Source organism: Mesorhizobium shangrilense (genome assembly GCF_028826155.1).
Lineage (GTDB): Bacteria > Pseudomonadota > Alphaproteobacteria > Rhizobiales > Rhizobiaceae > Arvimicrobium > Arvimicrobium flavum.
In genome coordinates this window covers 1,966,603-1,992,766 of sequence record NZ_JAQGPN010000001.1, presented here as the reverse complement: position 1 = coordinate 1,992,766, position 26,164 = coordinate 1,966,603, and the positions used below count along the sequence as shown (strand labels likewise).

Below are 26,164 nucleotides of genomic sequence, written 5' to 3'. Positions count from 1 at the left end.
GATTCACAATGTCGGGGAAAGGGTCGTCCAAAACGTTCCAGTCTCCGGGTCAGCAAATGCCCGAACGCGTCAACATATCGCATGTATCAACGATCCTTGCAAGGTGTGTCGGCGCTGTGATCTTCGGTTTCATCTCCAAAAAATTAGCGTCTCGCTGCGCCATATGCCCGCGCAGACCGGTCAATCTCTTTGATCTGAAAGGGATTTCGCCTCGGCAGTAGAACTGCTGGCGTCAGCAGCGGACGGAAGCAAGATGGGCAAATGTCGCTTCGGCCTGACTGCGCAACTCGGGCGGCGCGTATTCGAGCGGCACGATGCGGTCGCGGCTGGCTTCTGCGAGCCGGACGAACGGGAACAGCTCGTATGCCGCAATGCGGCCGCGCTCGCGCCGGGCCGTGCTGACGTCGACGACGAGCATCGCACCCACGCGGTCGGCGAGACTCCTCGCGGCCCCGCGCCCGTGGAACACGCCAAGCCCATAGGCCACATAGGCATTCCCGACGCGTTCGAGGGGTTGCAGTCGCGACGGATGGTGTCCGGCGACAAGGCTTATGCCTCGTTCCGCAAGCCGCCCTGCGCGGTCCAAGGCGCGCAATCCGGGGCGGCGCGCTTTCCACCGGTCCCAATGCGGAAACGCGCAAACCAGGTCGGGCTGCCGGTCCTCTCCCGTCAGCCAGTGCGAGGCAGCGAGGTCCCCAGCCGTGACTACATGCCTGCGCAAGCGGCGCGCGTGGCGCTCGGGTTCCGCAAAGGCGAGCAATCCCACATGAAGCGAACCGGCGCGGACGGTCTGGACCAGGCCGCGCTGCGCCGCGCCGATGACCCGCACCTGGAGCGCCTTGAGGGTGTCCACCGTTTCCTCGAAGCCCGCGACCGACTGGTCCAGAGCGTGGCTGTTCGCGACGGAGAGTGCGAGCCGTTCCGTCTCCACGCCCATCGCCGAGATGACGCCGAGCAACGCGCCGGCATCCATGTGACGGCGCTGTTTGAGCCAGCTTCGCACCGGCAGATGGGGCCTGCGCACCACTGGACCGGCGCAATTGGCGACGACGAGGTCCGCCGATTGGAGCGCGGCGACGAGCATGGGATCGATGGCCGGCGCACGCTGCCTGCTTCCTGCATAGACATCGCCCAGGAACACGAGTCGCGCAAATTCGGCCGGAGGCTCCGCCGTCAGCGCCGCCGCCATGGGCGCAGGCTCACGATCGAGGTGGCTGACAGCCGTCCGTTCGGCTGCCCCTCCTGGCCGCCGAAACGTCAGACGCATCCGGGCATGTGTGGACCTCCCCCGCCCCCACAAAAGGATAACCAAGCAGCCGGATTGTGAACAAGGATCGCGGAAATGTCATCCACTAGTTCTGACCCAGGCGCGGGCAGCCGCCTTGACCATGCGTGGACGCTGGCACATGTTCCGGCCTTCCAAGCGAACCGAGCCCGCCTTGACCGAATATCTGCTGATTCCGCTCTCCGCCCTGCCGTTTCCCCACATCGATCCGGTCATCGTCCAGGTCGGCCCCCTCGCCATCCACTGGTACGGCCTGGGCTACATCATCGGCATCCTGTTTGCCTGGTGGTATGCCAAGAAGCTGGTCACCACCGATCGCCTGTGGGCCGGACCTTCGCCGATCAGGCCGATCGACATCGACGATTTCCTCGTCTGGGCGGCCGTCGGCGTCGTGCTCGGCGGGCGCATCGGCTACATCCTCTTCTACGACTTCGCCCGTTATCTTGAGAATCCGCTGGATATCCTGAAGATCTGGCAAGGCGGCATGTCGTTCCATGGAGGATTTGCGGGAACGACGCTCGCCATGATCCTCTTCGCCAAGTCGCGCGGCTTCAGCGTCCTGTCGCTGTTCGACGTGATCGCGGCAGGCGCGCCGATCGGGCTTGGCCTCGTTCGCGTCACCAACTTCATCAATTCGGAGCTATGGGGCCGCGTCACCGACGCGCCATGGGCTTTCGTTTTCCCCAACGGCGGCCCTTTCCCCCGGCATCCAAGCCAGCTCTACGAAGCCCTGCTCGAGGGTTTCGTGCTGTTCGTCGTTCTGTTCGCCCTCGTGTGGGCGGGCAGGAAGCTGAGGTCGCCCGGCTTCATCGCCGGCGCCTTCGTAGCGGGCTACGCAGCGGCGCGCATCTTCGTGGAGTTCTTCCGCGAACCCGACGCACAGCTTGGCTACCTGGCTGGCGACTGGCTCACGATGGGGATGGTGCTGTCGACGCCGATGGTGCTGCTCGGCCTGTGGCTCATGTGGCGCGCACGTCCGGCGGGCTCCCCGGCGCCGGCATGAGCCGCCTGAAGTCGCGCATCGTCGGCCTCATCGAGGCGCTCGGGCCGCTCCCGGTTTCGGAATACATGGCGCTCTGCCTCTCCGATCCGCAGGACGGATACTACATGACGCGCCCCCCATTCGGCCGCGAAGGGGATTTCACCACCGCTCCCGAAATCAGCCAGATGTTCGGCGAGCTGATCGGCGCATGGATTGCCGCCACCTGGCAGGCCATCGGCGCGCCGGAACAGACGATGGTGGTTGAGATCGGCCCGGGCCGGGGGACGCTGATGAAGGACATCGCGCGGACCCTCGGCAAGATCGCCCCCGACCTGGGCGAAAGCGGAGGCTTCAGGCTGATCGAGACCAGCGAAAGGCTGGCGGCGACTCAGGCGGCGACATTGGGGCAAGCCGCCCGCCAACGCTTCGAGTGGCACAAGGACATCGATGAGCTGCCTGCAAAACCGATGATCATCGTCGGCAATGAGCTCTTCGATGCGATCCCGGTGCGGCAATACGTGAAGACCGCCGGAGGATGGCGCGAGCGCGCGGTAGGCGCTGACGGCGCGGGAAACCTGCAGTTCGTCGCGGGGGCCGGTTCTGTTGACGCCAGCCTGCTGCCGCCGGACGCGGCCGCAGCACCCGAGGGAGCAATCGTCGAGCTAGCCCCGGCGCGCAGCGCGCTGATGCAGAAGGTAGCCGAGCGCATCGCCGGCCACGGCGGCGCGGGGCTTTTCATCGACTACGGCCACGCCACGTCTGCCGTCGGCGACACGCTCCAGGCGCTGCTGAAGCACGCCTATGACGATCCCCTCGCCCATCCCGGCGAAGCCGATCTCACGACCCATGTGGACTTCGCCGCGCTTGCGCAGGCGGCCCGGCATGCGGGGCTTCAGGCGCATCTGCTTGCGCAGGGCGACTTCCTCCTGCGCATGGGCCTGCTCGAGCGGGCCGGAAAGCTCGGCGCGAATGCGTCGCAGGAGGTCCGCGACCGGCTGACCGGCGAGGTGGAGCGCCTGGCCGCGCCGGACCAGATGGGACAGCTGTTCAAGGTGCTCGCCATCATGCCGCCCGGCGTCGCCGCGCCCGGCTTCCCGGCGGCCAATTGACTTGCCCGAAACGCTGGATCACTCTCCGCGCCCAGCGAGAGCGTGGGGCGGGACGGCAGCGTCGGCTTGACGAATTCGCGCGGGCGAACGAGAAAGCGGCACATGCTTGATTCTTCCAGACCCGACCCCTTGCGCTCGCAATTGCTTGAAAGCGCAGCAAAATCCGGCATCAGACACGGCTTCTTCACGCGCATGGGGGGTGTCTCCTCCGGCATCTACGGCGGCCTCAACATCGGCACCGGCTCCAATGACGACCAGGATCTGGTGAGCGAGAATCGCCGCCGGGTGGCTGCCTGGATGAGGGTGCCCGCCGAGGCGCTGATCACCGCCTATCAGATCCATTCACCGGACGTGATCGTCGTCCGCGCTCCCTTCCCCGGCGAGCGCCCGAAGGCGGACGCGGTCGTGACCGACCGCCCCGGCATCGCCGTAGCCGCCTCCACCGCCGACTGCGGCCCCGTTCTCTTCGCCGACCCGGCGGCGCGCGTGGTCGGAGCCGCCCACGCCGGGTGGAAGGGCGCGTTCGGGGGCGTCCTCGAAAACACCATCGCGGCCATGGAGGGCCTCGGCGCGCAGCGCGACCGCATCGTCGCCGTGCTCGGCCCCTCCATCAGCCAGAAGAACTACGAGGTGGGTCCGGAGTTCGTCGCACGTTTCGTGCAGGCCGACCCTGAGAACGAGCGCTATTTCAGCGCCTCCGCCAATGCCGGGCGCCTGATGTTCGACCTCAACGGCTACACCGTCGACCGCCTCAAGCGGGCGGGGGTGACTGCGGCGCAGCTCGGTCGCTGCACCTATGCCGAAGAGGACCTCTTCTATTCCTACCGTCGCATGACCCATCGCGGCGAGGCCGATTACGGCCGTCAGATTTCCGCGATTGCCCTGGAGGATGCTTGATGGCGCTGCATTTCGAACGCACCGAATACGACGCTCGGCGCGACCGCCTGATCCTGGAGATGATCGAGCGCAAGCTCGACGCCATCGTGCTGTTCGCCCAGGAGAGCATGTACTGGCTGACCGGCTACGACACGTTCGGTTTCTGCTTCTTCCAGGCGCTGGTGCTGAAGGCGGACGGCTCGATGGTGCTGCTGACGCGCTCGGCCGACCTGCGCCAGGCGCGCCATACCTCGATCATCGACAACATCGTCGTCTGGACGGATCGCGCCGACGCGAACCCGACGGTGGACCTGCGCAATCTGCTCAACGATCTTGATCTCCTGGGCCGGCGCATCGGCGTCGAATACGACACGCACGGCCTGACCGCCTTCAACGGCCGCAGGCTCGACGAGCAGTTGCAGACCTTCGCCCAGATCATCGACGCTTCGGGCATCGTCGGCCATCTGCGCCTCTTCAAGAGCCCGGCCGAGATCAAGAAGGTCGAGAAGGCCGCCGCGCTGGCCGACGAGGCCTTCGACGCGGCGCTGCCTCTGATCAAGCAGGGCGGCGACGAAGGCGCCATACTGGCAGCCATGCAGGGCGCGATCTTCGCCGGCGGCGGCGACTATCCGGCCAACGAGTTCATCATCGGCTCCGGTCCCGACGCGCTGCTGTGCCGCTACAAGGCGGGACGTCGCAAGCTCAACAAGAACGACCAGCTGACGCTGGAATGGGCGGGCGTCTATCACCACTATCACGCCGCCATGATGCGCACCGTGCTGACCGGCAAGGCCTCGAAACGCCATCAGGAACTGTTCGACGCGGCGAAGGACGCACTGCTCGCGGTGGAGGCGGCGATGACGCCGGGCAACACCTTCGGCGACGTCTTCGAGGCCCATGCGCGAAGCATGGAGGCGAACGGCCTGACCAAGCACCGGCTGAACGCCTGCGGCTATTCGCTCGGTGCCCGCTTCACGCCGTCGTGGATGGACATGCCGATGTTCTACCAGGCCAATCCGGAGCCGATCGCCCCCGACATGACGCTCTTCGCGCACATGATCATCATGGACTCCGAGACGGAAACGGCGATGACGCTGGGCCGCACCTATCTGACAACGGAATCGCAACCCCGGCCGCTCTCCCGTCATGATCTCGACTTGATCGTGCAGTGAGTCGCGAATGTCGATCGGTGTGCGGGGCGTGGGGCTGTACAGGGGAACGTTTGTGGGGATGAGACCCGCGCGGCTTTTGCCAGTTTTCTTGATCGTGGCGATGGCAATCCTGTCGGCCTGCAGCACGACTGACGTGCTTGAACCCTCGGCCATCGCGCCTGAGGGACAGGCGGCCGCAGCCTCAGGCGCGCAGACGGCCGCACAGGATCTCGGCGCCGCATCCGCTCCGTCCAATTCCTCGCAGACGTCCTCGACCCAAACCGCGGCGCTCCCGGCGGTGACACGGCTGCAGTTCGCGCCCATCGTCGGCGCGTCGGTGGAGGCGGCAGGCCCCTTGAGCGAACGGCTTGCGCAGCGGGCGCGCCAGAAGGGCATCACCATCGCCCGCGCCGACGAGACCACCAGCCACATCCTCAAGGGTTACCTGTCCGCGCTGCCGGAGGGCAGGCAGACTACGATCGTCTACGTCTGGGACGTGCTCGATCCATCCGGCAACCGCCTGCACCGCATCCAGGGCCAGCAGACGGTCAGCGGCGGCGATGGCTGGCAGTCGGTGACGCCGGCGACCATGCAGGAAATCGCCGACGAGACGATGGAGAAACTGGGCGTCTGGATGGGCGGACGCGCCGGCTGAGGCCGCGGCAACTTGACGACATGAGTCGAAAAAGCCGGTTCGACGCTTGCAATACCGGGACAGGGCGCTAAAAGCCCGCTCAAATCCTCCGCCAAGGCTTGAATATGAAACTCTTCGCAGGCAATTCCAACCGGGTGCTGGCTGAAGCGGTCGCCCGCTATCTCAACATCCCTCTCGGAAAGGCTAGCGTTCGGCGCTTCGCCGACCAGGAGATTTTTGTCGAGATCCAGGAGAACGTGCGCGGCGAGGACGTCTTCGTCCTGCAGTCCACGTCCTTCCCGGCGAACGACCACCTGATGGAACTGCTGATCATGATGGACGCCTTCATGCGGTCCTCGGCACGACGCGTCACGGCGGTGATCCCCTATTTCGGCTATGCCCGGCAGGACCGCCGCGCCTCGGGCCGCACCCCGATCTCGGCCAAGCTGGTCGCCAACCTGATCGCGCATGCCGGCGCCCACCGCGTGCTGACGCTCGACCTGCACGCCGGCCAGATTCAGGGCTTCTTCGACATCCCGACCGACAACCTGTTCGCCGCCCCTGTCATCACCCGTGACATCAAGGCGAAGTACAACACCTCCAACGTCATGGTGGTCTCGCCCGACGTCGGCGGCGTGGTCCGCGCGCGTGCGGTCGCCAAGCGCATCGATGCGCAGCTCGCCATCGTCGACAAGCGGCGCGAGCGGCCGGGCGAGTCGGAGGTCATGAACATCATCGGCGACGTGCACGGCAAGGACTGCATGATGATCGACGACATCGTCGATTCGGGCGGCACGCTCTGCAATGCGGCCGAGGCGCTGCTCGCCAACGGCGCCACCAGCGTCACCGCATACATCACCCACGGCGTGCTTTCGGGCGGCGCTGTCCAGCGCATCACCTCGTCCAAGCTGAAGGAGCTGGTCATCACCGACTCCATCCAGCCGACCCAGAGCGTGATCGACGCCCCCAACATCCGCGTCCTGCCGATCAGCGACCTCATCGGCGAGGCGATCTCGCGCACGGCGACCGAGGAATCGGTTTCGAGCCTGTTCGACTAGAGCGCATTCGACTTATTCGACGTCATAGCCTGCCGAAGCCCGGCAGGCATTGGCGTGAAAATCCAGCACTTGATATCCGACACAAACCTCCACTCTGGGTCGGAAGTAGATTTTCTTAGCGGCCACTGTCGGGCGGTATCGGCAACCTCAATTAATCGGACACTTCTTGCTTTCCAAGTTCGTCTCTAACGAACTTGGAAATTGCAGAACCTTGGCGCTCGGCCATCTGCTCTACTCCTTCGCGGCCGTTCGACCAAACGGTCCAGACCGCCAACATATCGGGTGAGACGGCCACCGCTGCCTTGCAGAATTCAGATTTCCGATCGCACACCAGCTTGGGACTGCCAACTGGTGGTTTCCCCGTCGCTGCTATTTGATCGCCCATCTCCAACTGGGAGAGGTAACGTAAGCCGACAAGATAGAAACGCTGAGGCAGTTCGGCGATGATGCCAACACGTTCGCCTCGGCACAACGCTTTCGCCCATTGACGCCTGAGCAGTGGGCAAAGCTCTTCGACACGAAACATTTCCCCCGCATAGTGCCGGATAGAAACCTCCAGCATGCCGATTGGCATAGGGCTGTGGGGATTTCCAGCCGCTTCCCGCATACGCTTGGTGCGGCTCTCATCGTCGCCGTCCTTCTCGTGGAAGGCATCATTCCTATATGGCTTCGGGCCTGACGCCCCCCGTACGGCCACGAAAGGCAGGATCACCCGTTCTGATCCGATCAGGAAGTGGGCATCGCTTGCGGCAAATTCGGCCTCTGGGACTTCTGGAATGGGTGGACCGCACGCCGCCAGGATCATTGCCAGAATTAGTGCCAAAACCCGCTGCATCATGTCGAGCTTCTGGCACCTGATGAACGCGACGACTGGCCCGGCTTGCGGGCTTCCGTCTCACCGGTCTCGCGATAGCGGCGATGCCAGGCTCCCGCCGTCGAGATCCCGATCGGGAAGCGCCGTGCCGCTTCCCGTGTCGAAATCCCATTTTCAATCGCCGCAGTCACCCGCCCACGAAGGTCCGCGCTCAAGCTTCTCGTCATCTCCACCTCCTTGCAAATCACCAGGACCAGTGAATCAGACAACGCCCGGCGCCGGAATCCTCAAACCGACTCCACGTCCATCAAAGAGGCTCTAGGCTCGGGAACTATCGTCGGCCGCCTCACCGGCTGGCCGACGGAACGTTCGGGAAAGCCTCGACCCGCCATCGTTGCGCGCACGCGCAGCTTTTCGACGCTTGAGCGGCCGCCAGCACAATTTCAGGCTGGACGCCAAGTTCTCCCTGATCGCGCGCAAGCCGGACCGTTCTAAAATCCCGACAGAACCATTCCCGCGACCATCGCCGCGCCGAGCACCGCCAGCATGTTCGCCTTGAACCGGACCAGCGCGACGGCGGCAGCCAGCGCGATGGCCACGGCGGCCAGGTCGATGCTGCCCCACTCCGGCAGCGGCAGCGCCAACGGGCCTACGCTCACCTCCCCTACCGTCGCGAACAGCACGTGCAGGCCGAACCAGATCGCCAGATTTGCGATGACGCCGACGACTGCCGCAGTCACCGCCGCGAGCGCGCTTGCGAGCCAGCGTATGTTGCGCACCGTCTCGACATAGGGCGCGCCTGCAAAAATCCACAGGAAGCACGGGACGAAGGTGAACCAGAGCGTCACCAGCGCCCCGCCCAGCCCGCCGACAAGCGGATCGAAACCCGACAGGCGCGCGCCGCCGAGGAATCCGACGAACACCAGCACCAGGATCAGCGGGCCCGGCGTGGTTTCGGCAAGCCCGATCCCCGTCAGCATCTCGTCGGGCTTGAGCCAGTGGTGGATGTCCACCGCCTGCTGCGCGACATAGGCGAGCACCGCATAGGCGCCGCCGAAGGTCACCATGGCGACCTTCGAGAAAAAGCCGGCCTCGGCTGCATAGACGTGTTCTGGTCCCAGCAGCAGTGCAATGAAGGCAAGCGGCGCGAACCAGATGACGGTCCAGACCGCGACGGTCGAGAGGAAACTCGCGATACCCGGCCTCGCCCCGGCGTCGGGCATCGCACCCCGTAGATTCGCGGGCTGACGATGCCCGGCGACCGCCCCGTACAGGGCGGCCACCGCGATGATCACGGGAAACGGCAGTTTGAGGAAGGCGATCGCCGCGAAGGCAGCCACGGCGATGGCAACGGCAGCGCCATCCTGGAGCGCCCGGCTGGAGATACGGATCAGCGCATCGAGCACGATGGCCAGCACCGCGGCCTTCATGCCGAACAGCAGACCGTCCACGACCGGCACGTCTCCGAGCAGGAGATAGACCGCGGACAGGAGGGTGATGACGACAGCCCCGGGCAGCACGAAAAGCAGGCCGGCGACCAGCCCGCCGCGCACGCCGTGAAGCAGCCAGCCGACATAGGTGGCGAGTTGCATCGCCTCAGGACCGGGCAACAGCATGCAGTAGTTGAGCGCATGCAGGAAGCGGGCATCGTCGATCCAGCGCTTCTCGTCGACGAGGATGCGGTGCATGAGGCTGATCTGCCCGGCCGGCCCGCCGAAGGAGAGCAGGCCGACCTTGGCGAAGACGCGGACGGCTTCGCCGAAGGTGACGCGATTGCTTGCGGCGAGATCCATCTCAGGCGGTCCTTGCCGGCCAGTTGTGGGCCTCGAGCTGGACCCGGTCGTCCGGTTCGATCGCCGACAGGCCAAGCGAGACGGCGAGCAGCCCGGCCGCCTGCGGCTCGAGTTCGGGACGCGCCGTGTCGGCACCGCGGACGATTCTCGCGAGGTGAAGCAAAGCAGGGTCCGAAATGCCGAATTCGGCGATCATGGTGTCGAAGGTGCATTGGTCGCCGCGATGCGAATAGTGCACGTTTTCGACGTCGAACGGGATCCAGCCGGTCTCACCGGCGATGTCGGCCACCCATTGAGGGGCCACGAAGTGGACGATCGCGAAAGGATCAACGAAGCGTCGCAACAGCCACGGGCACGCGATCCGGTCGATCTTGGGCCTTTCGCGCGTGACCCAGACGCTTGGCGATGGCAGACCATCCTCAAGTCCCGGCGCGGAGCGGCCGACCACCGGTCCGCCCGCACCGATCCAGCCCTCCAGACCTCCCTCGAGGATCGTCACGTTGGCGCCGCGCGCGGCAATCCCGGCAGCGGCAATCTCGCTGACATTGTGGCCGTGGGTGCAGTAGACGATGATGGGTTTTCCGGGCGGCAGGCCGGGCAGCCATTCCGAAACCTGCATATGACTGCGCCAGATGGCGGCGGGCAGGCGCACGGGCGACGACGCGAGCGCATCCGGCCGGCGGACGTCAATGAGCAGCGGGTATTTTCCGAGCCCGACCCGGGCAATCAGTTCATGGGGAGAGATATGTCTGGGCATGGTTTTTCCTCCGCACAAATCTGCGAAGGCGGAACTTGGGCATCAGCCTCACGGGGAGTCCACCATGCCCCCGGTACTGTGAAGAATAGAAGACAGTCGCCCCCGCATCAACAGGATATGCTGACCCGCTTCCATTTCACGCCGGTGCGGACGTCCGGTAGCGCATGACCGTCCCGATTGGCCGGTTGCCGCTGGTCGGCTTCCGGTGCCGCAGCGTCGAACGTGGGCGCTTCGTTCCGGACGCGCACATTTTTCACCACAGTGGGGGACCAAGTCGAAAAATGTGGTAAGCGCCAGCCAGACAACACCAAGGAGTGGACAAGTGAGCGAACCGACCGTGGCAGATGCAACAGACCGCATCTATGAATCGCTCCAGGCGGACAATGCCGACATCGACAAGCACATCGCGACCCTCAAGGCAGCGTTGATCCGGGCTGGTTTGAAAGAGGCCGTGTTCGACCCAGCCAAGCTCGCGCAGAACAACCGTTCAGGCAGGAAGTTGATGCAGGCCTACTTTCGGCAGCGCGGCGTGACGGTGAAATACTCAGCTTCGTGAAGCCTTCCTATGACGCCGACAAGGCCGGCCGACGGCCGCTGACCAGAGCACCTTCGATGGGGCCTGGCGGCAAGCTCTCGCCCTCGGACGCGTATTGATACGCGCGTCCTTCCGTGCGGCGAAACCGGTTGGCCGCTAACGCGGCGATGCCCGGCGGGCGCGCCGCCGGGCAAGTTCCGGAGCATCGGGCCGAAAGCCCGAGCGCGGTTTACCAGGACGGGATCAGCGCGCCCTTGAACTCGTCGTTGATGAACGCCTTGATGCTGTCGTCGTGGTACGACTCGACCAGCGTCTTGACCCACGGCGCGTCCTTGTCGGCGCTGCGCACGACGATCAGGTTGGCGTAGGGCGACTCGCTGCCTTCGATGGCGATGGCGTCGGTGTTCGGATGCAGGCCGGCTTCCAGCGCGTAGTTGGTGTTGATGACCGCCGCATCGACGTCGTCGAGCGAGCGGGGAAGCTGGGCAGCGTCGAGTTCGGAGAACTGGATGTTCTTCGGGTTTTCGGTGACGTCGGCGGGACCCGCCTTCAGACCGGCTTCCGGGTTGACCTTGATCAGGCCTTCCTTGGCCAGAACCAGGAGCGCGCGGCCGCCATTGGTCGGGTCGTTCGGGATGGCGACGGTCGCGCCGTCGGCGAGCTCGGCGAGGTTTTTCACCTTCTTCGAATAGACGCCCATCGGCGTGGTTATGGTCTTGCCGACGCTGACGAGATCGAAACCGCGATCGGCGATCTGGTTGTCGAGATAGGGCTGGTGCTGGAAGGAGTTGGCGTTGAGGTCGCCATCGGCCAGCGCCTGGTTAGGCACCACATAATCGGAGAACTCCAGGATCTCGATATTGAGACCCTTCGTGGCGGCGACTTCCTTCACCTTCTCCATGATCTGCGCGTGCTCGCCGGGCGTGACGCCGACCTTGATGTCTTCGGCGAGCGCCGGGACGCTGATGAGGGCGGCAAGGGCCGCCGAGACGAGGAACTTCATCATGTCTTACTCCTTGATGATGAGACTGCTTGGGAGGGGTTGAAATCAGCTCTTGCGGTTGCGCTTGTCGAAGCGCCGGGCAAGCGCATCGCCAGCGCTCTGCACCAGTTGCACGAGAACGATCAGCACGATCACCACGGCCAGCATTACGTCCGGCATGAAGCGCTGGTAGCCGTAGCGGATGCCGAGATCGCCGAGACCGCCGCCCCCGACCGCGCCGACCATCGCCGAATAGCCGATCAGGCTGACGATGGTCATGGTGAAGGCCAGCAGGATGGCCGGCCGGGCCTCGGCCAGAAGCACCTTGAGGACGATCTGCATGGGCGTCGCGCCCATGGCGCGGGCGGCCTCGATCAGCCCCTTGTCGATCTCCCGGATCGCCGCCTCCACCAGGCGGGCGAAGAAGGGAATGGTGGCGATCGTCAACGGCACGATGGCGGCCGTCGTGCCGATAGACGTGCCGGTCAAGAGGCGCGTGAACGGGATGATCGCCACGACCAGGATGATGAACGGGGTGGAACGGGCCGCATTGACGACGAGGCCGATCACGTAGTTGAGCTTCGGCGCCGGGAAAAGCTCGTCCTTGCCGCTGGTGGCGAGGAACACGCCGATCGGCAGGCCGATCAACGATCCGACCAGGCCGGACACGGCCACCATGTGCAGCGTCTGCAGCAGCGACTTCCAGAGCAGGCCGACAAGCATCTCAGGCGACATAGCCGAGCACCTCCGTGGACAAGCCGGTCTCGGCATAGAATCGGTTGGCGCGCTCGAGGATTTCGGGCGCGGCGGGATAGGCGACGACGAGGGTGCCGAAAGGCTCGCCGGCGATCTCCTCGATCGCCCCGGCGAGAATGTTGATGTCGCCGCCGATCTCTGTGACCAGCCGCGCCGTCAGCGGCTGGAACGCCGTGGCGCCGAAGAAGGTCAGCCGCACGAGAATGCGGTCGCCGGCGGAAGGCTCGGGCTTCAGGCCGGAGCGCAGCCATTCCGGCAGGCTTGCGCCCGATGTGGACGACAGCAGGATCCGCGTCGTCTCGTGCTGCGGGGCGGTGAAGACGTCGAAGGTGCGTCCCTGCTCGACGATGCGTCCGTGATCGATGACCGCGACGTGGGAGGCGATGGTCTTGACCACCTCCATCTCATGCGTGATCAGCAAGACCGTCAGGCCGAGGTCGGCATTGATCTGCTTCAGGAGCGCCAGGATCGACTGGGTCGTTTCCGGATCGAGCGCGGAGGTGGCCTCGTCGGAGAGCAGCAGCTTCGGCGAGGTGGCCAGCGCCCGGGCGATGCCGACGCGCTGCTTCTGCCCGCCCGACAGTTCGGAGGGATAGCGCGCCGCCTTGTCGGCGAGACCGACGAGATCGAGAAGCGGGTCGACCTTCTGCTTGATCGCCGCGCGGTCGAGACCGGCGATCTCCAGCGGCAATGCGACGTTGTCGAAGGCCGTGCGCGAGGACAGCAGGTTGAAATGCTGGAAGATCATCCCGACCTCGCGCCGCAGGCCGCGCAGGCCCGCCTCGTTCAGCCCGCCAACCTCGGTGCCGTCGACCACCACCCTTCCCGAACTCGCCTTCTCCAGGCCGTTGACAAGCCGGATGAGCGTGGACTTGCCGGCGCCGGAGCGGCCGATGATGCCGGTGATCTCTCCGCGGCCGACGGTCAGGTCCACGCCATCGAGTGCAGTAAAGGATTTCGCGTCGGCGCCGTAGCGCTTGGTCACGCGGTCGAATGTCACCATGGGGGTGGTTTCCGCGGGCTCATGCCCGACGGCATCGGCCGCGACAGTTGGGGGTATCATTTTCAGCTCACGGTATCAGTCAGGTCATCCCGGCGCGTTCATCGCCGACGCGTCATCTAAAGACGCTGCGCAGTCCATGACAGGTGACTTTCCGTAGCACGTATCGGACTTGGTCTCGACAGTCTTGGTTCCAGCAAGCGCACCATTGCCCGGATTTGACGGAATACAACAGGAACGGAATTCCACCAAACCGGCCCTGCAGGGAAATACCCTTGCAAAAGCGCCAACCCGGGACCGCCAGATGTCGGCTCTGGACGTTTCCAGGAGGCGTCGGCGAGACCCGGCGCCAGCGCGCAGGGCTCTTTCGGACGCGCTCCGGCGCTTCTGCGTCTGTCGGTCGAGCCGCCTCCTTTCCCTGTCTCGGGGACCATCTTCCGGATGTTGCATCCGAGCCTTCGCTCGGGCTTGGCGGGGGATTTTGAACTGCTCTTGGTCGAACCCCTTGACATCCCTCTCCACTGATGGTGCTATCGATATATGGAACGGCATTCCAACATATAGAACTCTTTGAGCGCCGTTTCTCCCGAAAGGGTTTGGGGAGGACACCACAGAGCTGCAATTCCCGCCCCGGCGTCCAGCCGGAGAACGGGACGTGCATTCCGTCCATTTGCACGCCCGCAACCGGCGGGTTTGTTGCGTTGTCGATGAAGCTTGCCCGTCGGCGAGCACAGGAGGAGGGAATTTTGAAATTCAGATCGGTTCTTCGCATGACCACCGCGGCCGTCATGTTCGGCTTGGTGAGCATCATTCCGCCCGCCTACGCCGAGACACCGGCGGATACGCTGATCATGGCCAACGCCATCGACGGCGTGACCAGCTTCGACCCCGCCGAGGTGTTCGAATTCGTTGGCGGTGAGATCAGCAACAACGTCTATCTGCGCCTCATCGTGCGCGACGAGACCAACTTCGCCGAGGTTGCCGGCGGCGTGGCCGAAAGCTGGGAAGTGTCTCAGGACGGGCTCACCTTCACCTTCAAGATCCGCGACGGGCTCACCTTCGCCTCCGGCGCGGCGGTGACGGCCGAAGACGCCGCGTTTTCCCTGCAGCGCGTGGTGAAGCTCGGCAAGAGCCCGGCTTTCATCCTTACCCAGTTCGGCTGGAGCGCGGAGAATGTCGAGGAAAACGTGCGCGCGATCGATGCGCGCACGCTGGAGCTGAAGATCTCCCAACCGTTCGCACCGACGCTGGTGCTGAATGCCCTGTCGGCGGGCGTAGGCGCGGTGGTCGAGAAGGCGGTCGTGCTGGCCAACGAGAAGGACGGCGATCTCGGCCACGATTGGCTGCGCTCGAACTCCGCCGGCGCCGGCGCATTCGTTCTTCGGGCGTGGCAGCCCAACGAGGCGATCGTGCTGGAATCCAACGACAACTTCTATCGCGGCGCGCCGAAGCTCAAGCGGATCGTCTACCGCCATGTCCCGGAAGCGACCGCGCAGCGCCTGATGCTCGAGCGCGGCGACGTCGACATGGCCCGTGCGCTTGGCGCCGAACAGCTCGACGCGCTGGAATCGAACCCCGACATCAAGATCGATATCGCGCAGAAAGCCACCGTGCTCTATCTCGGCCTCAACGAGAAAGTTCCGGAACTGGCGGATCCCAAGGTTCAGGAGGCGATCCGGCTGCTGGTCGACTATCAGGGCATCGCCGGCACGATCCTCAAGCGCCAGTACCAGGTCCATCAATCGGTGCTGGCCAAGGGCGGCTTTGCCGCGCTGGAGGAACAGCCGCATGCCCGCGACGTGGAGAAGGCGAAGGCGCTGCTGGCAGAAGCCGGCTTTTCGAAAGGCTTCAACCTTGAGCTCGACGTCTTCGCCGCCGCGCCCTTCCGCGATGTCGGCGAAGCGCTGCAGGCGAACTTCGCCGAAGCGGGCATCAACGTGTCGCTGGTCGCGTCGGATCGGCGCCAGACGCTGACGAAGTACCGCGCGCGAAACCACCAGGCGGTGCTTATGGTGTGGTCACCCGACTATGGCGATCCGCACTCCACGATCGACTTCTTCCTGACCAACCCTGACAATTCCGACGAGGGCAAAGCCAAGACTGCAGCCTGGCGCAATGCGTGGTTCGATGCGGAGCTGAAGGGCCTTGCGGATGCGGCAATCCTGGAATCCGATTCCGCCGCGCGCAAGGAGATGTACACCCGTCTCCAGCAGTCCCTGCAGACCGACAGCCCGTTCGTCGTGATGTTCCAGCAGACCGAACCGGTGGCGATGCGCAACAATGTCGAGAACTGGGTCTCCGGCCCGGCCTTCGACACCTATGTCTTCCACGGCATCACCAAATGAGCATGCAGCCGGCCATTGACGGGACGGAGCGCGAGGGAAGCCGTGCACTGGCTTCCCGCGCGACGGCGGCGGGGTGGTTCGCGGTCAGCCTCGTGCTGACGCTGCTCGGCCTCATCCTCGTCACCTTCCTGATCGCCCGGGTCGTGCCGATCGATCCGGTCCTCGTCATGGTCGGCGACCGGGCCACGCCCGAAGCCTACGAACAGGCCCGCCGGTCGATGGGGCTCGACAATCCCCTCTACTGGCAGTTCCTCGAATATGTGGGCAGCGTCGCAATCGGCGATCTCGGCCAGTCGGTGATGACCGGCCGAGAGGTGCTCGCCGACACGATGCGTGCATTTCCCGCGACGCTCGAATTGGCGCTCGCCGCAACCCTGATCGGGAGCCTGCTCGGCGTCCCTGCCGGCGTGCTCGCGGCGGTGCGGCGGGGTCGCCTCAGCGACCACGTCGTGCGGTTGGTCTCGCTGATCGGCTATTCGCTGCCGGTGTTCTGGCTGGGCCTCGTCGCGCTCCTTGTCTTCTACGCCCGTCTCGGCTGGGTGGCAGGACCTGGCCGCATCGACATCGCCTATCAGTACAGCGTTCCGGCGATGACCGGTTTCGTCATGCTCGACGCGCTTCTGGCCGGGGAGTGGGCGGCAGCAGGCAACGCCTTGTCGCACCTGATCCTGCCAGCCTCGATCCTGGGCTACGTCTCGATGGCCTTCATCGCGCGCATGACGCGGTCGCTCATGATCGAGCAACTGTCGCAGGAATATGTGCTTGCGGCGCGCGCCAAGGGATTGCCAGCGCGAACCGTCATCTGGCGCCATGCGTTTGGCAACGTCCTCGTCCAGGTCATCACGGTCATCACGCTGACCTTCGCCTATCTGCTCGAGGGCGCGGTGCTGACGGAAACCGTGTTCGCCTGGCCCGGCCTCGGCCTCTACATCACCCAGGCGCTGTTTTCCGCCGATCTCAACGCCGTTTTGGGCGGCACCCTCGTCATCGGCGTCTGCTTCGTGCTCATCAATCGCGGCGTCGAGCTTCTCTACCGCATATTCGACCCGAGGATCCGCTGATGCGCGCCGCTTCCACATGGATCGAATGGCTGACCACCGAAACGCCGGAAAACCGCCTCCAAGGTCGATTGGCGCAGTCTTACCAGACAATCACCCGTTTCGCCCGCAATCCGCTCGCCATGGTCGGCCTCGCAATCATGCTCGCGCTGGTCACGGTCGCCGCACTGGCGCCATGGTTCGCGCCCTACGATCCGCTCGCGACCAACCTCGGCAGCCGCCTTCTGCCGCCGTCGGCTGAGCACTGGTTCGGCACCGACCATCTCGGACGGGACATCCTGTCGCGCGTGATCGCCGGCAGCCGCGCGACGCTCGCGATCGTCATCCTGGTCGCCATCCTGATCGGGCCGATCGGCATGTCGATCGGCATCGTCGCCGGCTATTTCGGCGGCAAGCTCGACCGCACGCTGATGGGCGTGACCGACGTGGTGATGGCGTTTCCGCGCCTCATCCTCGCGCTCGCCTTCGTCGCAGTGCTTGGTCCCGGCCTCGAGAACGCCGTCATCGCCATCGCCATCACCGGGTGGCCGGCCTATGCCCGGCTTGCGCGGGCCGAAACTCTGTCGCTGCGGCAGCGCGAATTCGTGATTGCGGCGCAGTTGCAGGGTGCATCCGCCGGACGAATCCTCGTGCGCTACATTGCTCCGTTCTGTGTGCCCTCGGTCATCATCCGGCTCACCCTCGACATGGCGGGCATCATCCTGATCGCGGCCGGGCTGGGTTTCCTCGGCCTCGGCGCACAGCCCCCCATGGCCGAGTGGGGCGCGATGGTGGCCGCGGGGCGCGACTATCTCATCGACAAATGGTGGGTCGCAACGCTGCCCGGCCTCGCTATCTTCGTCGTCAGCCTCGGCTTCAACCTGCTGGGCGACGGCCTGCGCGATGTCTTCGACAGGAGAACGGCGTGACCAGCCAATCCCGACCATCAGCAAACAAGAGCGTCGAGGAGCCGCTCGTCGCGGTTGAAAACCTCTTCGTGCATTTCCCCGGCAGGAGAGGCCCCGTCGCGGCCGTCGCCGGTGTCAGCTTCTCGATGGGGCGCGAAAAGCTCGCCATCGTGGGCGAAAGCGGCTCGGGCAAATCGCTCACCGCGCGCACCATCATGGGCCTGTTGCCCGAAAGCGCGCGTGTGACAGCCGATCGTCTGAGCCTGCAAGGGTCCGACCTGCGCGGCATGGGCGAAAAGGATTTCGCCAGGTTTCGCGGCAAGCGCATGGCGATGATCCTGCAGGACCCGAAACAGTCCCTCAATCCGACGATGACCGCCGGCGCGCAGATCGCGGAAAGCTGCCGACTGCACCTCGGGGACTCGCACCGCGCAGCCCGCGAGCGTGCGCTGGACCTGCTGCGCAAGGTTCGCATCCACGATCCGCGCCGCGTCGCCCAGCTCTACCCGCACGAGGTATCCGGCGGCATGGGCCAGCGCATCATGATCGCGATGATGCTGGCGGCGGAGCCGGATCTGCTGATCGCCGACGAACCCACCTCCGCGCTCGACGTGTCGGTGCGCGCCGAAGTACTGGACCTAATCGAGAGCCTCGTGGTCGAGCGCGGCATGGGGCTGATCCTGATCAGCCATGACCTCGACCTCGTCGGCGCCTACAGCGACCGCGTCGTGGTGATGTATGCGGGTCGCGTCCTGGAAACGCTGGCCGCTTCCGAGCTTCGCCGCGCCCAACATCCCTATACGCGCGGCCTCATCGGCTGCCGTCCCCCGCTCGACCGCAAGGTCGACACTCTGCCGGTCCTGAAGCGTGATCCAGCATGGCTGACATGAACGCACCATCCACCCACGTGCTTCACGCCGAAGCGCCCGCAATCGAGGTCGACCGCCTGAATGTGGCCTTCGGCGCCGCGCATGTGGTGCGCGACGTGAGCTTCACGGCCGCGCGCGGCGAATGCCTCGGTCTCATCGGCGAATCGGGCTCGGGCAAGAGCACGGTCCTGAAGGCGCTGACCGGCACCGTCGAGACCACCGGAACCTTGAACGTCCTCGGCAAGTCGCTGTCACAAAGACAGTCGAGTCGACATCACGCGCGACAGGTCCAGATGGTGTTCCAGGATCCCTACGCGGCGCTTCACCCGCGCCATCCGGTTGAGCGCATCCTGGAGGAACCGCTGGCGATCCAGGGGATCGGCGACCGTGAGGCGAAGATTCGCGCCAGCCTCGCCTCCGTAGGCTTGCCGCTCAGCTTCCGCTTCCGCTATCCGCACCAGCTTTCCGGCGGGCAACGGCAGCGCGTGGCGATTGCGCGTGCGCTCATCCTTGAACCCGAGGTGTTGCTTCTCGACGAGCCTACGTCCGCGCTCGACGTGTCGGTCCAGGCTGAAATCCTCAACCTGCTTGCGAGCCTCCATCGCGAGCGCGGCCTTACCATGCTGTTCGTCGGCCACGATCTCGGCGTGATTGCGCATATGTGCGCGCGCATCATTGTCCTCAACAGGGGCGAACTGATCGAGACCCTGACGCGCGAGCAGATCTATTCGGGCAAGGCCAGCGAGCCTTACACGCAGGAACTCCTCCACGCGACCACCAGGGTCACCACAACGAAAGCTTGGGGCTGACGCGGGACGATTTCCGGGCTGCTCGTGTGCTGGGTTTCCGACCGCATCGCGGTGGTCGCTTGGCGCGCTACAAGATCGGCCCGGCGACGCCTGCTGAAGCGGATTAGCGCAGGAGTCCGTCCAGCGCCGGCATTCCCACGATCGCCGCGCCAGCGATCAGCGCATGGCAGACCCAGCGGAAGGTGCGTTCGGTGGCAAGGCCGAACAGTCTCCAACCGACAAACAACCCGGCGGCAAAGGCCGGCCCGATGATGAGCGACAACTGGATCGACTGCCAGGTCAGCAGCCCGCCGAGCGTATAGCTGATGATTGACAGGCAACTGGAGCCCGCCAGGAAGAGCACGATGTTGGCCCGCACCGTCAACGGCGGAATGAACTGTCCGAGCCAGTAGGCGACAACCGGCGGACCACCCACCTGCGCCGTGCCCGAGCAGATGCCGGAGGCGAGGCCGACCGCTATCGTCAGGGGCGTTTTTGGCCGGCCGTGATAGCGCCAGCCCGACATCAGAAGGACAAGCAGCAGGCCGACGAGCACGACGATCGCCCAGCGTATGCTGATCGGATCCGTATGCAGTAGGACGTAGGTGCCGAGCGGAACGCCTATGATTGCGCCTATCGCCATCAACCCCACCTCGCGCCTGTCGGCATTGCGCCAGGCATGCGGCAGCAGGCTGGGCGTCAGCACGAGATCGACGATCAGCAAAAGCGGCACTGCGAGCTTGGGGCCGACGACCGAACTGGCGAGCGGCATGAAGATCAGGGCGCCGCCAAATCCCGAGAAACCGCGCGTCAGCCCGCCAAGAGCCGCTGAAAAGAGCAGGAAGACGAGCTCGCCAGATCCCAGCGCAGAAAAATTCCAGCTCAGCATGAAATGAATGCGACGAAAGAGATGCAAAACATGCGCCGTTGATAGCTGGTGCCGCCTGCCGCGGTAAGCGCCACCGGGCGGATTGTGGACAGCCAGCCCCTTTTCCACCCGGCATAAGGCGCAACCGTCCGGCATGACGGGTTGCGGATGGCGTCCGGACCGCTTACGGAACCGCCAAACAGAAACATGTGGCGACGGCTCCGTGAAACGTAACGGCGCGATGCCTATGAAAGCACCCATGACCGACTTTGATACTATGGCCAAGCCGCTCGCGGCGGCGCTCGTGGCTCGTGGCTACGAAACATTGACCCCGGTGCAGCAGGCTATGCTGGCGCCGGACGTGCAGCAATCGGACCTGCTGGTCTCGGCGCAGACCGGCTCGGGCAAGACGGTGGCCTTCGGCATCGCCATCGCGCCGACGCTGCTCGGAACGGCCGAGCGGCTGGGCCACGCCGGATTGCCGCTCGGCCTGATCGTCGCGCCGACACGTGAACTGGCGATGCAGGTAAAGCGCGAGCTGGAATGGCTCTACCGCGAGACGGGCGCGCGCATCGGCTCCTGCGTCGGCGGCATGGACATGCGCAGCGAACGGCGCGCGCTGGCCGACGGCGCGCATATCGTGGTCGGTACGCCCGGCCGCCTGCGCGACCACATCACGCGCGGCTCGCTCGACATGTCGGAGATCCGCGCCATCGTGCTGGACGAGGCCGACGAGATGCTCGACCTCGGCTTCCGCGACGATCTCGAATTCATCCTCGCGGCCGCTCCGGAGGAACGCCGCACGCTGATGTTCTCGGCGACCGTTCCGCCGCAGATCGCGCAACTGGCGAAGCGCTTCCAGCGCGACGCGCAGCGCATCACGGTCGCCGGCGAAAGCGCCCAGCACAGCGACATCGAATACCAGCAGATCCTGGTCGCCCCCGCCGACCGCGAGAACGCCATCATCAACACGCTGCTGTTCTTCGATTCCGACAACACCATCATCTTCTGCCACACCCGCGAGGCGGTAAAACACCTCGCCGCCCGGCTGGCCAACCGCGGTTTCGCCGTGGTCGCGCTGTCGGGCGAGCTCAGCCAGGCCGAACGCACCAACGCGCTGCAATCGATGCGCGACGGCCGCGCCCGCGTCTGCGTGGCGACCGACGTGGCCGCGCGTGGCATCGACCTGCCCAACCTTGGGCTTGTCATCCACGCCGACCTGCCGACCAACCCGGACACGCTCCTGCATCGCAGCGGCCGTACCGGCCGCGCCGGCCGCAAGGGCATCTGCACGCTGATTGTGCCCTATCACCGGCGTGGGGTCGCGGCGCGCGTGCTGCGCATGGCCAGGCTGACCGCGGCGACCGTTCCGGCGCCGACCGCCGCCGACATCGAGCGACACAACCACGAGCGCATCCTCGACGATCCGGGCCTCAGCCAAGCGCCGGGCGAGGACGAACTGGCGCTGGTCGGCGAACTGATGAAGATGCACAGCGCCGAGAACATCGCGGCCGCCTATCTGAGGCTGCAGCTTGCGGCGCGCCCTGCCCCGGAAGAACTGCTCGACGCGCCGGCATTCCCTGAACGCGGCCAGCGCGAGCCGCGTGGCGAGCGCAAAGAGCGTGGCGACGCTGCGCCGCGCGAACGCAGCGATTTCACCGACGGCGTCTGGTTCCGCGTCTCGGTCGGCCGCAAGCATCGCGCCGATCCGAAATGGCTGCTGCCGATGATCTGCAAGGCAGGCCACGTCACCAAGCGCGCCGTCGGCTCGATCAAGATCCAGGACGCTTTCACCCTGTTCGAGATCGCTGGCGACAAGGCCGAAGCCTTCAAGGCGGCGATCAAGGAAAACGGCACCGGAGAAAAGGGCGTCAGCATCCAGCCCGCCGACGGAAAGCCGCCGCATGGCGGGGAGCAGCGTCGCGCAGAGGAAGCGCAGCAGACGTCGTGGAGCCCGAAGAAGGGCAAACCCAAGCCCGACAGCGCGCCGAAGAAGCCCAAGACCAAGCCGCGCTGGAAGAAGTCGAAGGGGGCCTGACAGCGGCCCCGGAACCCGTGGCGGTTCGGTCGAAAGTACCGGCGCGGAGATTCTCGACAACCGCCGCAAATCCTTGCGTCGCCAACCCCCTTCCGCTATAGAACCGCCACCCGCGTAGACACCCTTGGAGGCAGCGCGGAGGAAGGCCGCCCTCGCCGGCGGCTTTCGACGTTTACGGACCGGCGCTTCGACGCCGCCGCAAACGCTCCAACAACGCGAAAGGAAATGCCATGAGCCACGAAGCGTACGAGCTCAAGGCCGAAGCGCGCGAACAGGTCGGTAAGGGGTCCGCCCGTGCAGTTCGCCGCGACGGCAAAGTGCCTGCAGTCATTTACGGCGACAAGCAGCCTCCCCTGGCGATCGCCCTCTCCTACAAGGAGATCTACTACAAGATCCACGGCGGCGGCTTCCTGACCACCGTTGCGACGATCGACGTCGGCGGCAAGAAGATCCAGGTCCTGCCGAAGGACTACCAGCTGGATCCGGTCAAGGACACGCCCCTCCACGTCGACTTCCTGCGCGTCGGCAAGAACACCGAGGTCAATGTCCAGGTTCCGGTGCACTTCATCAACGAAGAGCTGTCGCCCGGCATCAAGCGCGGCGGCGTGCTGAACATCGTCCGCCACGAGGTCGAGTTCCACTGCCCGGCCAACGCGATCCCCGAGTTCATCACGATCGATCTCACCGGCGCCAACATCGGCGACTCGATCCACATCTCGGCTGTGAAGCTGCCGGCCGGCGTGAAGCCCGTGATCGCCGACCGTGACTTCACGATCGCGACCATTGCCGGTTCTGCGGCGATGAAGCCGGAAATCGAGGCGCCTGCCGCCGAGGCTGAAGCCGAGGCCGAGGCCACCGAGGAGTAATCCTCTCCACCCGGAGACACCACGATGCTGCTCTTCGCAGGCCTCGGAAATCCGGGTTCGAAGTACGAGAACAACCGGCACAATGTCGGGTTCATGGCGGCGGACGCGATTGCCCGCCGCCATGATTTTTCGCCCTGGTCGAAGAAGTTCCAGGGCCTTGTCGCTGAGGGCAAGCTTGCCGGCGAAAAGGTACTCCTGCTCAAGCCGCAGACATTCATGAACCTTTCCGGCCAGTCGGTCGGCGACGCGATGCGCTTCTACAAGCTGCAGCCGTCGGACGTGACCGTCTTCTACGACGAACTCGATCTGGTGGCGGGCAAGGTACGCGTGAAGGTCGGCGGCGGCGCCGGCGGCCACAACGGCATCCGCTCGCTCGATCAGCACATCGGCCAGAACTATCGCCGCGTGCGCATCGGCATCGGACATCCGGGCGTCAAGGCGCTGGTCCACAACCATGTGCTGGGCGACTTCGCCAAGGCCGACGGCGAGTGGCTGGAGCCGCTGCTGGAGACGATCGCCGACAGCGCTGACAAGCTGGCGAAGGGCGACGACAGCGGCTTCATGAATCGGGTGACGGTGGCCCTGCGCGACAGGTTGGGGCCGACCGGCGACGACGACCGCCCTCCGCCGAAGACGCCGAAGCGGCAAAGCCACATCCGCCAGGCCCGGCCCAACCAACCCGCCGTCAAGATGCCCGAGACCGGCCCGATGGCGGCCATGCTGAAGAAGCTGCTGGGCAAGGAGTAATTGGACCGGCTTGCTGCCGTTGGAAGTCAGCAGGCGTCCTTCGGCACCATTTTTGCCTCCCGGCCCGTTTCTTGAGCTTCCGACCGCAGAGTGTTATCTTCACGAATACACGAAATCCGTGTTCTCGTGGAGCTCCGCAATGAAGAACATAACCATCTCCATGGATGAGGATCTTGCGCACCGCGCTCGGGTGGCCGCAGCGCGAGCCGGAAAGAGTGTTTCCAAATACCTGGCGGAAGCCACGCGGGAGAGGATTGAAGCCGACGAGCGCGCAGCAGCGGATCAGGAACGCAATCGTCAGCTTGAGGCGCTTGAGCGCATCTTCGCTGGCCCAAAATGGAATGTGACTGAAAACGGTCGCATGCCCACCGCCGACGAGCGAAATGCCAGACGATAGGGTCTTCATCGACACCAACGTCCTGCTTTATTCGCACGACAGGAGAGATCCCGAAAAAGCCTCCAAGGCGAAACGCTGGCTGACGGCGTTGGCAACACGCCGTGCAGCCATCACCAATCTTCAGGTGCTGAACGAGTGCACCTACGTCCTTTTACGGAAGAAGTGGTTCGAGAACCCGGAACAGGTTTTCGAAACGATGGCCAGCTTCTCCGAACTTGGCGACAGCCCACTCACTGTCCGAGAGGTGTACGAAGCACGCCAATTGCACCTCCGCTATGGGGTTTCCTGGTGGGACTGCCTATTGCTTGCCTCTGCCACGGAACTCGGCTGCACGCACTTCCTCTCCGAGGACTTGCAGGACGGGCAACGCATCGAGGGCTTGACGATCGTGGATCCTTTCGCCCATACGCCCGAGGACATTCTCTCTCCCCGCTAGGACGACCGAACATGGGTTTCAAATGCGGCATCGTTGGCCTGCCCAACGTTGGCAAGTCGACGCTTTTCAACGCACTGACGCGGACGGCCGCCGCGCAGGCGGCGAACTATCCGTTCTGCACCATCGAGCCGAACACCGGCGAGGTCGCCGTCCCTGACCCGCGCCTGCAGAAGATCGCAGACGTCGCGAAGTCGAAGGAGATCATCCCGACCCGCATCTCCTTCGTCGACATCGCCGGTCTCGTGCGCGGCGCCTCCAAGGGCGAAGGGCTGGGCAACCAGTTCCTCGCCAACATCCGCGAGGTCGACGCGATCGTGCATGTGCTGCGCTGCTTCGAGAACGACGACATCACCCATGTCGAAGGCAAGATCGATCCCGTCGCCGACGCCGACACCGTCGAGACGGAACTGATGCTTTCCGACCTGGAAAGCCTCGAGCGCCGCATCGTCAACACCCGCAAGCGCGCGCAGGGCAAGGAAAAGGAATCCATCACGGTGCTGCCGGTCATGGAACAGGCGCTGGCGCTGCTGCAGGACGGCAAGCCCGCCCGCGTCATGCTGAAAGGCATCGCCCACGAAGACCTCAAGATCCTGCAGGGGCTCAACCTGCTCACCGCGCACCCGGTGCTCTATGTCTGCAACGTCGCCGAGACCGATGCGGCCACCGGCAACGCGCATACCAAGGCCGTCGAGCAGATGGCCGCCACGCAGGGCGCCGGCACGGTCATCATCTCGGCCGCCATCGAAGCGGAGGTCGCGCAGCTGCCTGACGAAGAGGCGAAGGAATATCTTGAGGCCATGGGCCTCGAGGAGCCGGGCCTCGACCGGCTGATCCGCGCCGGCTACGAGCTGCTGCACCTGATCACCTACTTCACGGCAGGCCCGAAGGAGACGCGGGCCTGGACCATCGAGCGGGGCACCAAGGCGCCGCAGGCGGCCGGCGTGATCCACACCGATTTCGAGCGCGGCTTCATCCGCGCCCAGACCATCGCCTATGAGGACTACGTTACGCTCGGCGGCGAGGTCGCGGCCAAGGAAGCCGGCAAGGCGCGCGACGAGGGCAAGGAATACGTCGTCCAGGACGGCGACGTGCTGCTGTTCAAGTTCAATACATAGAAATGCCGTGGCGCTGCG

General features: G+C 65.0%; 26 protein-coding genes. 18 read left to right on the top strand and 8 right to left on the bottom strand.

The window, feature by feature from the left end; all coding sequences use genetic code 11:
- Positions 1 to 232: 232 nt before the first annotated feature.
- Positions 233 to 1,189, bottom strand: coding sequence for a CapA family protein (locus PD284_RS09750; protein ID WP_274628005.1), 957 nt, complete (start codon positions 1,187 to 1,189; stop codon positions 233 to 235).
- 217 nt (positions 1,190 to 1,406) lie between these two features.
- Here PD284_RS09750 and lgt point away from each other — a divergent pair, with 217 nt between their 5' ends.
- The 6 genes from lgt to PD284_RS09720 all read left to right on the top strand — a co-directional run bounded on the left by lgt (position 1,407) and on the right by PD284_RS09720 (position 7,095).
- Entirely contained in the window at positions 1,407 to 2,288 is an 882-nt protein-coding gene (gene lgt / locus PD284_RS09745) for a prolipoprotein diacylglyceryl transferase (RefSeq protein WP_411956190.1), read from the top strand.
- Positions 2,285 to 3,376: a class I SAM-dependent methyltransferase gene (locus PD284_RS09740; protein ID WP_274628003.1), complete on the top strand. Its 1,092-nt coding sequence runs from the start codon at positions 2,285 to 2,287 to the stop codon at positions 3,374 to 3,376. Before lgt ends, PD284_RS09740 begins: the two co-directional genes overlap by 4 nt.
- A gap of 102 nt (positions 3,377 to 3,478) precedes the next feature.
- A complete protein-coding gene (gene pgeF, locus PD284_RS09735; protein WP_274628002.1) occupies positions 3,479 to 4,273 on the top strand; it encodes a peptidoglycan editing factor PgeF in 795 nt (264 codons plus the stop codon).
- Complete coding sequence (locus PD284_RS09730) at positions 4,273 to 5,424, top strand: M24 family metallopeptidase (protein ID WP_274628001.1); 1,152 nt, start codon at positions 4,273 to 4,275, stop codon at positions 5,422 to 5,424. Before pgeF ends, PD284_RS09730 begins: the two co-directional genes overlap by 1 nt.
- A gap of 76 nt (positions 5,425 to 5,500) precedes the next feature.
- Positions 5,501 to 6,058, top strand: a complete 558-nt coding sequence (locus PD284_RS09725; protein WP_338036644.1) for a hypothetical protein — start codon at positions 5,501 to 5,503, stop codon at positions 6,056 to 6,058.
- 104 nt (positions 6,059 to 6,162) lie between these two features.
- Complete coding sequence (locus PD284_RS09720; RefSeq protein WP_274627999.1) at positions 6,163 to 7,095, top strand: ribose-phosphate pyrophosphokinase; 933 nt, start codon at positions 6,163 to 6,165, stop codon at positions 7,093 to 7,095.
- Positions 7,096 to 7,246: 151 nt separating this feature from the next.
- On the opposite strand, the gene PD284_RS09715 is transcribed toward PD284_RS09720, so the two are convergent.
- The 3 genes from PD284_RS09715 to PD284_RS09700 all read right to left on the bottom strand — a co-directional run bounded on the left by PD284_RS09715 (position 7,247) and on the right by PD284_RS09700 (position 10,459).
- Positions 7,247 to 7,933, bottom strand: a complete 687-nt coding sequence (locus PD284_RS09715) for a hypothetical protein (RefSeq protein WP_274627998.1) — start codon at positions 7,931 to 7,933, stop codon at positions 7,247 to 7,249.
- 467 nt (positions 7,934 to 8,400) lie between these two features.
- Positions 8,401 to 9,702, bottom strand: coding sequence for a chromate efflux transporter (chrA, locus tag PD284_RS09705; RefSeq protein WP_274627997.1), 1,302 nt, complete (start codon positions 9,700 to 9,702; stop codon positions 8,401 to 8,403).
- A gap of 1 nt (position 9,703) precedes the next feature.
- Entirely contained in the window at positions 9,704 to 10,459 is a 756-nt protein-coding gene (locus tag PD284_RS09700; protein ID WP_274627996.1) for a chromate resistance protein ChrB domain-containing protein, read from the bottom strand.
- Between the two features lie 322 nt (positions 10,460 to 10,781).
- Between PD284_RS09700 and PD284_RS09695 the strand changes: the two genes are divergently transcribed.
- Positions 10,782 to 11,015, top strand: a complete 234-nt coding sequence (locus PD284_RS09695; protein ID WP_274627995.1) for a hypothetical protein — start codon at positions 10,782 to 10,784, stop codon at positions 11,013 to 11,015.
- Positions 11,016 to 11,223: 208 nt separating this feature from the next.
- Here PD284_RS09695 and PD284_RS09690 read toward each other — a convergent pair whose 3' ends face one another.
- The 3 genes from PD284_RS09690 to PD284_RS09680 are packed head-to-tail and all read right to left on the bottom strand — an operon-like array spanning position 11,224 to position 13,735.
- A complete protein-coding gene (locus PD284_RS09690) occupies positions 11,224 to 12,000 on the bottom strand; it encodes a MetQ/NlpA family ABC transporter substrate-binding protein (RefSeq protein WP_274627994.1) in 777 nt (258 codons plus the stop codon).
- 42 nt (positions 12,001 to 12,042) lie between these two features.
- Positions 12,043 to 12,711, bottom strand: a complete 669-nt coding sequence (locus PD284_RS09685; RefSeq protein WP_274627993.1) for a methionine ABC transporter permease — start codon at positions 12,709 to 12,711, stop codon at positions 12,043 to 12,045.
- Positions 12,701 to 13,735, bottom strand: coding sequence for a methionine ABC transporter ATP-binding protein (locus PD284_RS09680; RefSeq protein ID WP_274630593.1), 1,035 nt, complete (start codon positions 13,733 to 13,735; stop codon positions 12,701 to 12,703). The genes PD284_RS09685 and PD284_RS09680 overlap by 11 nt, the downstream gene beginning before the upstream one ends.
- 743 nt (positions 13,736 to 14,478) lie before the next feature.
- Here PD284_RS09680 and PD284_RS09675 point away from each other — a divergent pair.
- Genes PD284_RS09675 through PD284_RS09655 form a run of 5 tightly spaced genes read left to right on the top strand, consistent with a single transcriptional unit; the run spans position 14,479 to position 19,700 of the window.
- Positions 14,479 to 16,077 carry an ABC transporter substrate-binding protein gene (locus PD284_RS09675; protein WP_274627992.1) on the top strand — a complete coding sequence of 533 codons (1,599 nt, stop codon included), beginning with the start codon at positions 14,479 to 14,481 and terminating at the stop codon, positions 16,075 to 16,077.
- Complete coding sequence (locus tag PD284_RS09670) at positions 16,074 to 17,138, top strand: ABC transporter permease (protein WP_274627991.1); 1,065 nt, start codon at positions 16,074 to 16,076, stop codon at positions 17,136 to 17,138. Before PD284_RS09675 ends, PD284_RS09670 begins: the two co-directional genes overlap by 4 nt.
- Positions 17,138 to 18,043, top strand: a complete 906-nt coding sequence (nikC, locus tag PD284_RS09665; RefSeq protein ID WP_274627990.1) for a nickel transporter permease — start codon at positions 17,138 to 17,140, stop codon at positions 18,041 to 18,043. The genes PD284_RS09670 and nikC overlap by 1 nt, the downstream gene beginning before the upstream one ends.
- Positions 18,040 to 18,912, top strand: a complete 873-nt coding sequence (locus PD284_RS09660) for an ABC transporter ATP-binding protein (protein ID WP_411956189.1) — start codon at positions 18,040 to 18,042, stop codon at positions 18,910 to 18,912. Before nikC ends, PD284_RS09660 begins: the two co-directional genes overlap by 4 nt.
- Positions 18,909 to 19,700 carry an ABC transporter ATP-binding protein gene (locus PD284_RS09655; protein WP_274627989.1) on the top strand — a complete coding sequence of 264 codons (792 nt, stop codon included), beginning with the start codon at positions 18,909 to 18,911 and terminating at the stop codon, positions 19,698 to 19,700. Before PD284_RS09660 ends, PD284_RS09655 begins: the two co-directional genes overlap by 4 nt.
- A 103-nt stretch (positions 19,701 to 19,803) precedes the next feature.
- On the opposite strand, the gene PD284_RS09650 is transcribed toward PD284_RS09655, so the two are convergent.
- Entirely contained in the window at positions 19,804 to 20,568 is a 765-nt protein-coding gene (locus PD284_RS09650; protein ID WP_274627988.1) for a sulfite exporter TauE/SafE family protein, read from the bottom strand.
- Between the two features lie 238 nt (positions 20,569 to 20,806).
- On the opposite strand from PD284_RS09650, the gene PD284_RS09645 reads away from it, so the two are divergent.
- From PD284_RS09645 to ychF, 6 genes are all read left to right on the top strand, one after another.
- Entirely contained in the window at positions 20,807 to 22,585 is a 1,779-nt protein-coding gene (locus PD284_RS09645) for a DEAD/DEAH box helicase (RefSeq protein WP_274627987.1), read from the top strand.
- Between the two features lie 230 nt (positions 22,586 to 22,815).
- Positions 22,816 to 23,451 carry a 50S ribosomal protein L25/general stress protein Ctc gene (locus PD284_RS09640; protein ID WP_274627986.1) on the top strand — a complete coding sequence of 212 codons (636 nt, stop codon included), beginning with the start codon at positions 22,816 to 22,818 and terminating at the stop codon, positions 23,449 to 23,451.
- Between the two features lie 24 nt (positions 23,452 to 23,475).
- Positions 23,476 to 24,198: an aminoacyl-tRNA hydrolase gene (pth, locus tag PD284_RS09635; RefSeq protein WP_274627985.1), complete on the top strand. Its 723-nt coding sequence runs from the start codon at positions 23,476 to 23,478 to the stop codon at positions 24,196 to 24,198.
- A gap of 139 nt (positions 24,199 to 24,337) precedes the next feature.
- Entirely contained in the window at positions 24,338 to 24,595 is a 258-nt protein-coding gene (locus tag PD284_RS09630; protein WP_274627984.1) for a hypothetical protein, read from the top strand.
- A complete protein-coding gene (locus tag PD284_RS09625) occupies positions 24,582 to 25,031 on the top strand; it encodes a PIN domain-containing protein (RefSeq protein WP_274627983.1) in 450 nt (149 codons plus the stop codon). The genes PD284_RS09630 and PD284_RS09625 overlap by 14 nt, the downstream gene beginning before the upstream one ends.
- A gap of 11 nt (positions 25,032 to 25,042) precedes the next feature.
- The gene (ychF, locus tag PD284_RS09620; protein ID WP_274627982.1) at positions 25,043 to 26,146 is read left to right on the top strand and encodes a redox-regulated ATPase YchF; all 1,104 of its coding nucleotides are present in this window, start codon (positions 25,043 to 25,045) and stop codon (positions 26,144 to 26,146) included.
- Positions 26,147 to 26,164: the final 18 nt, after the last annotated feature.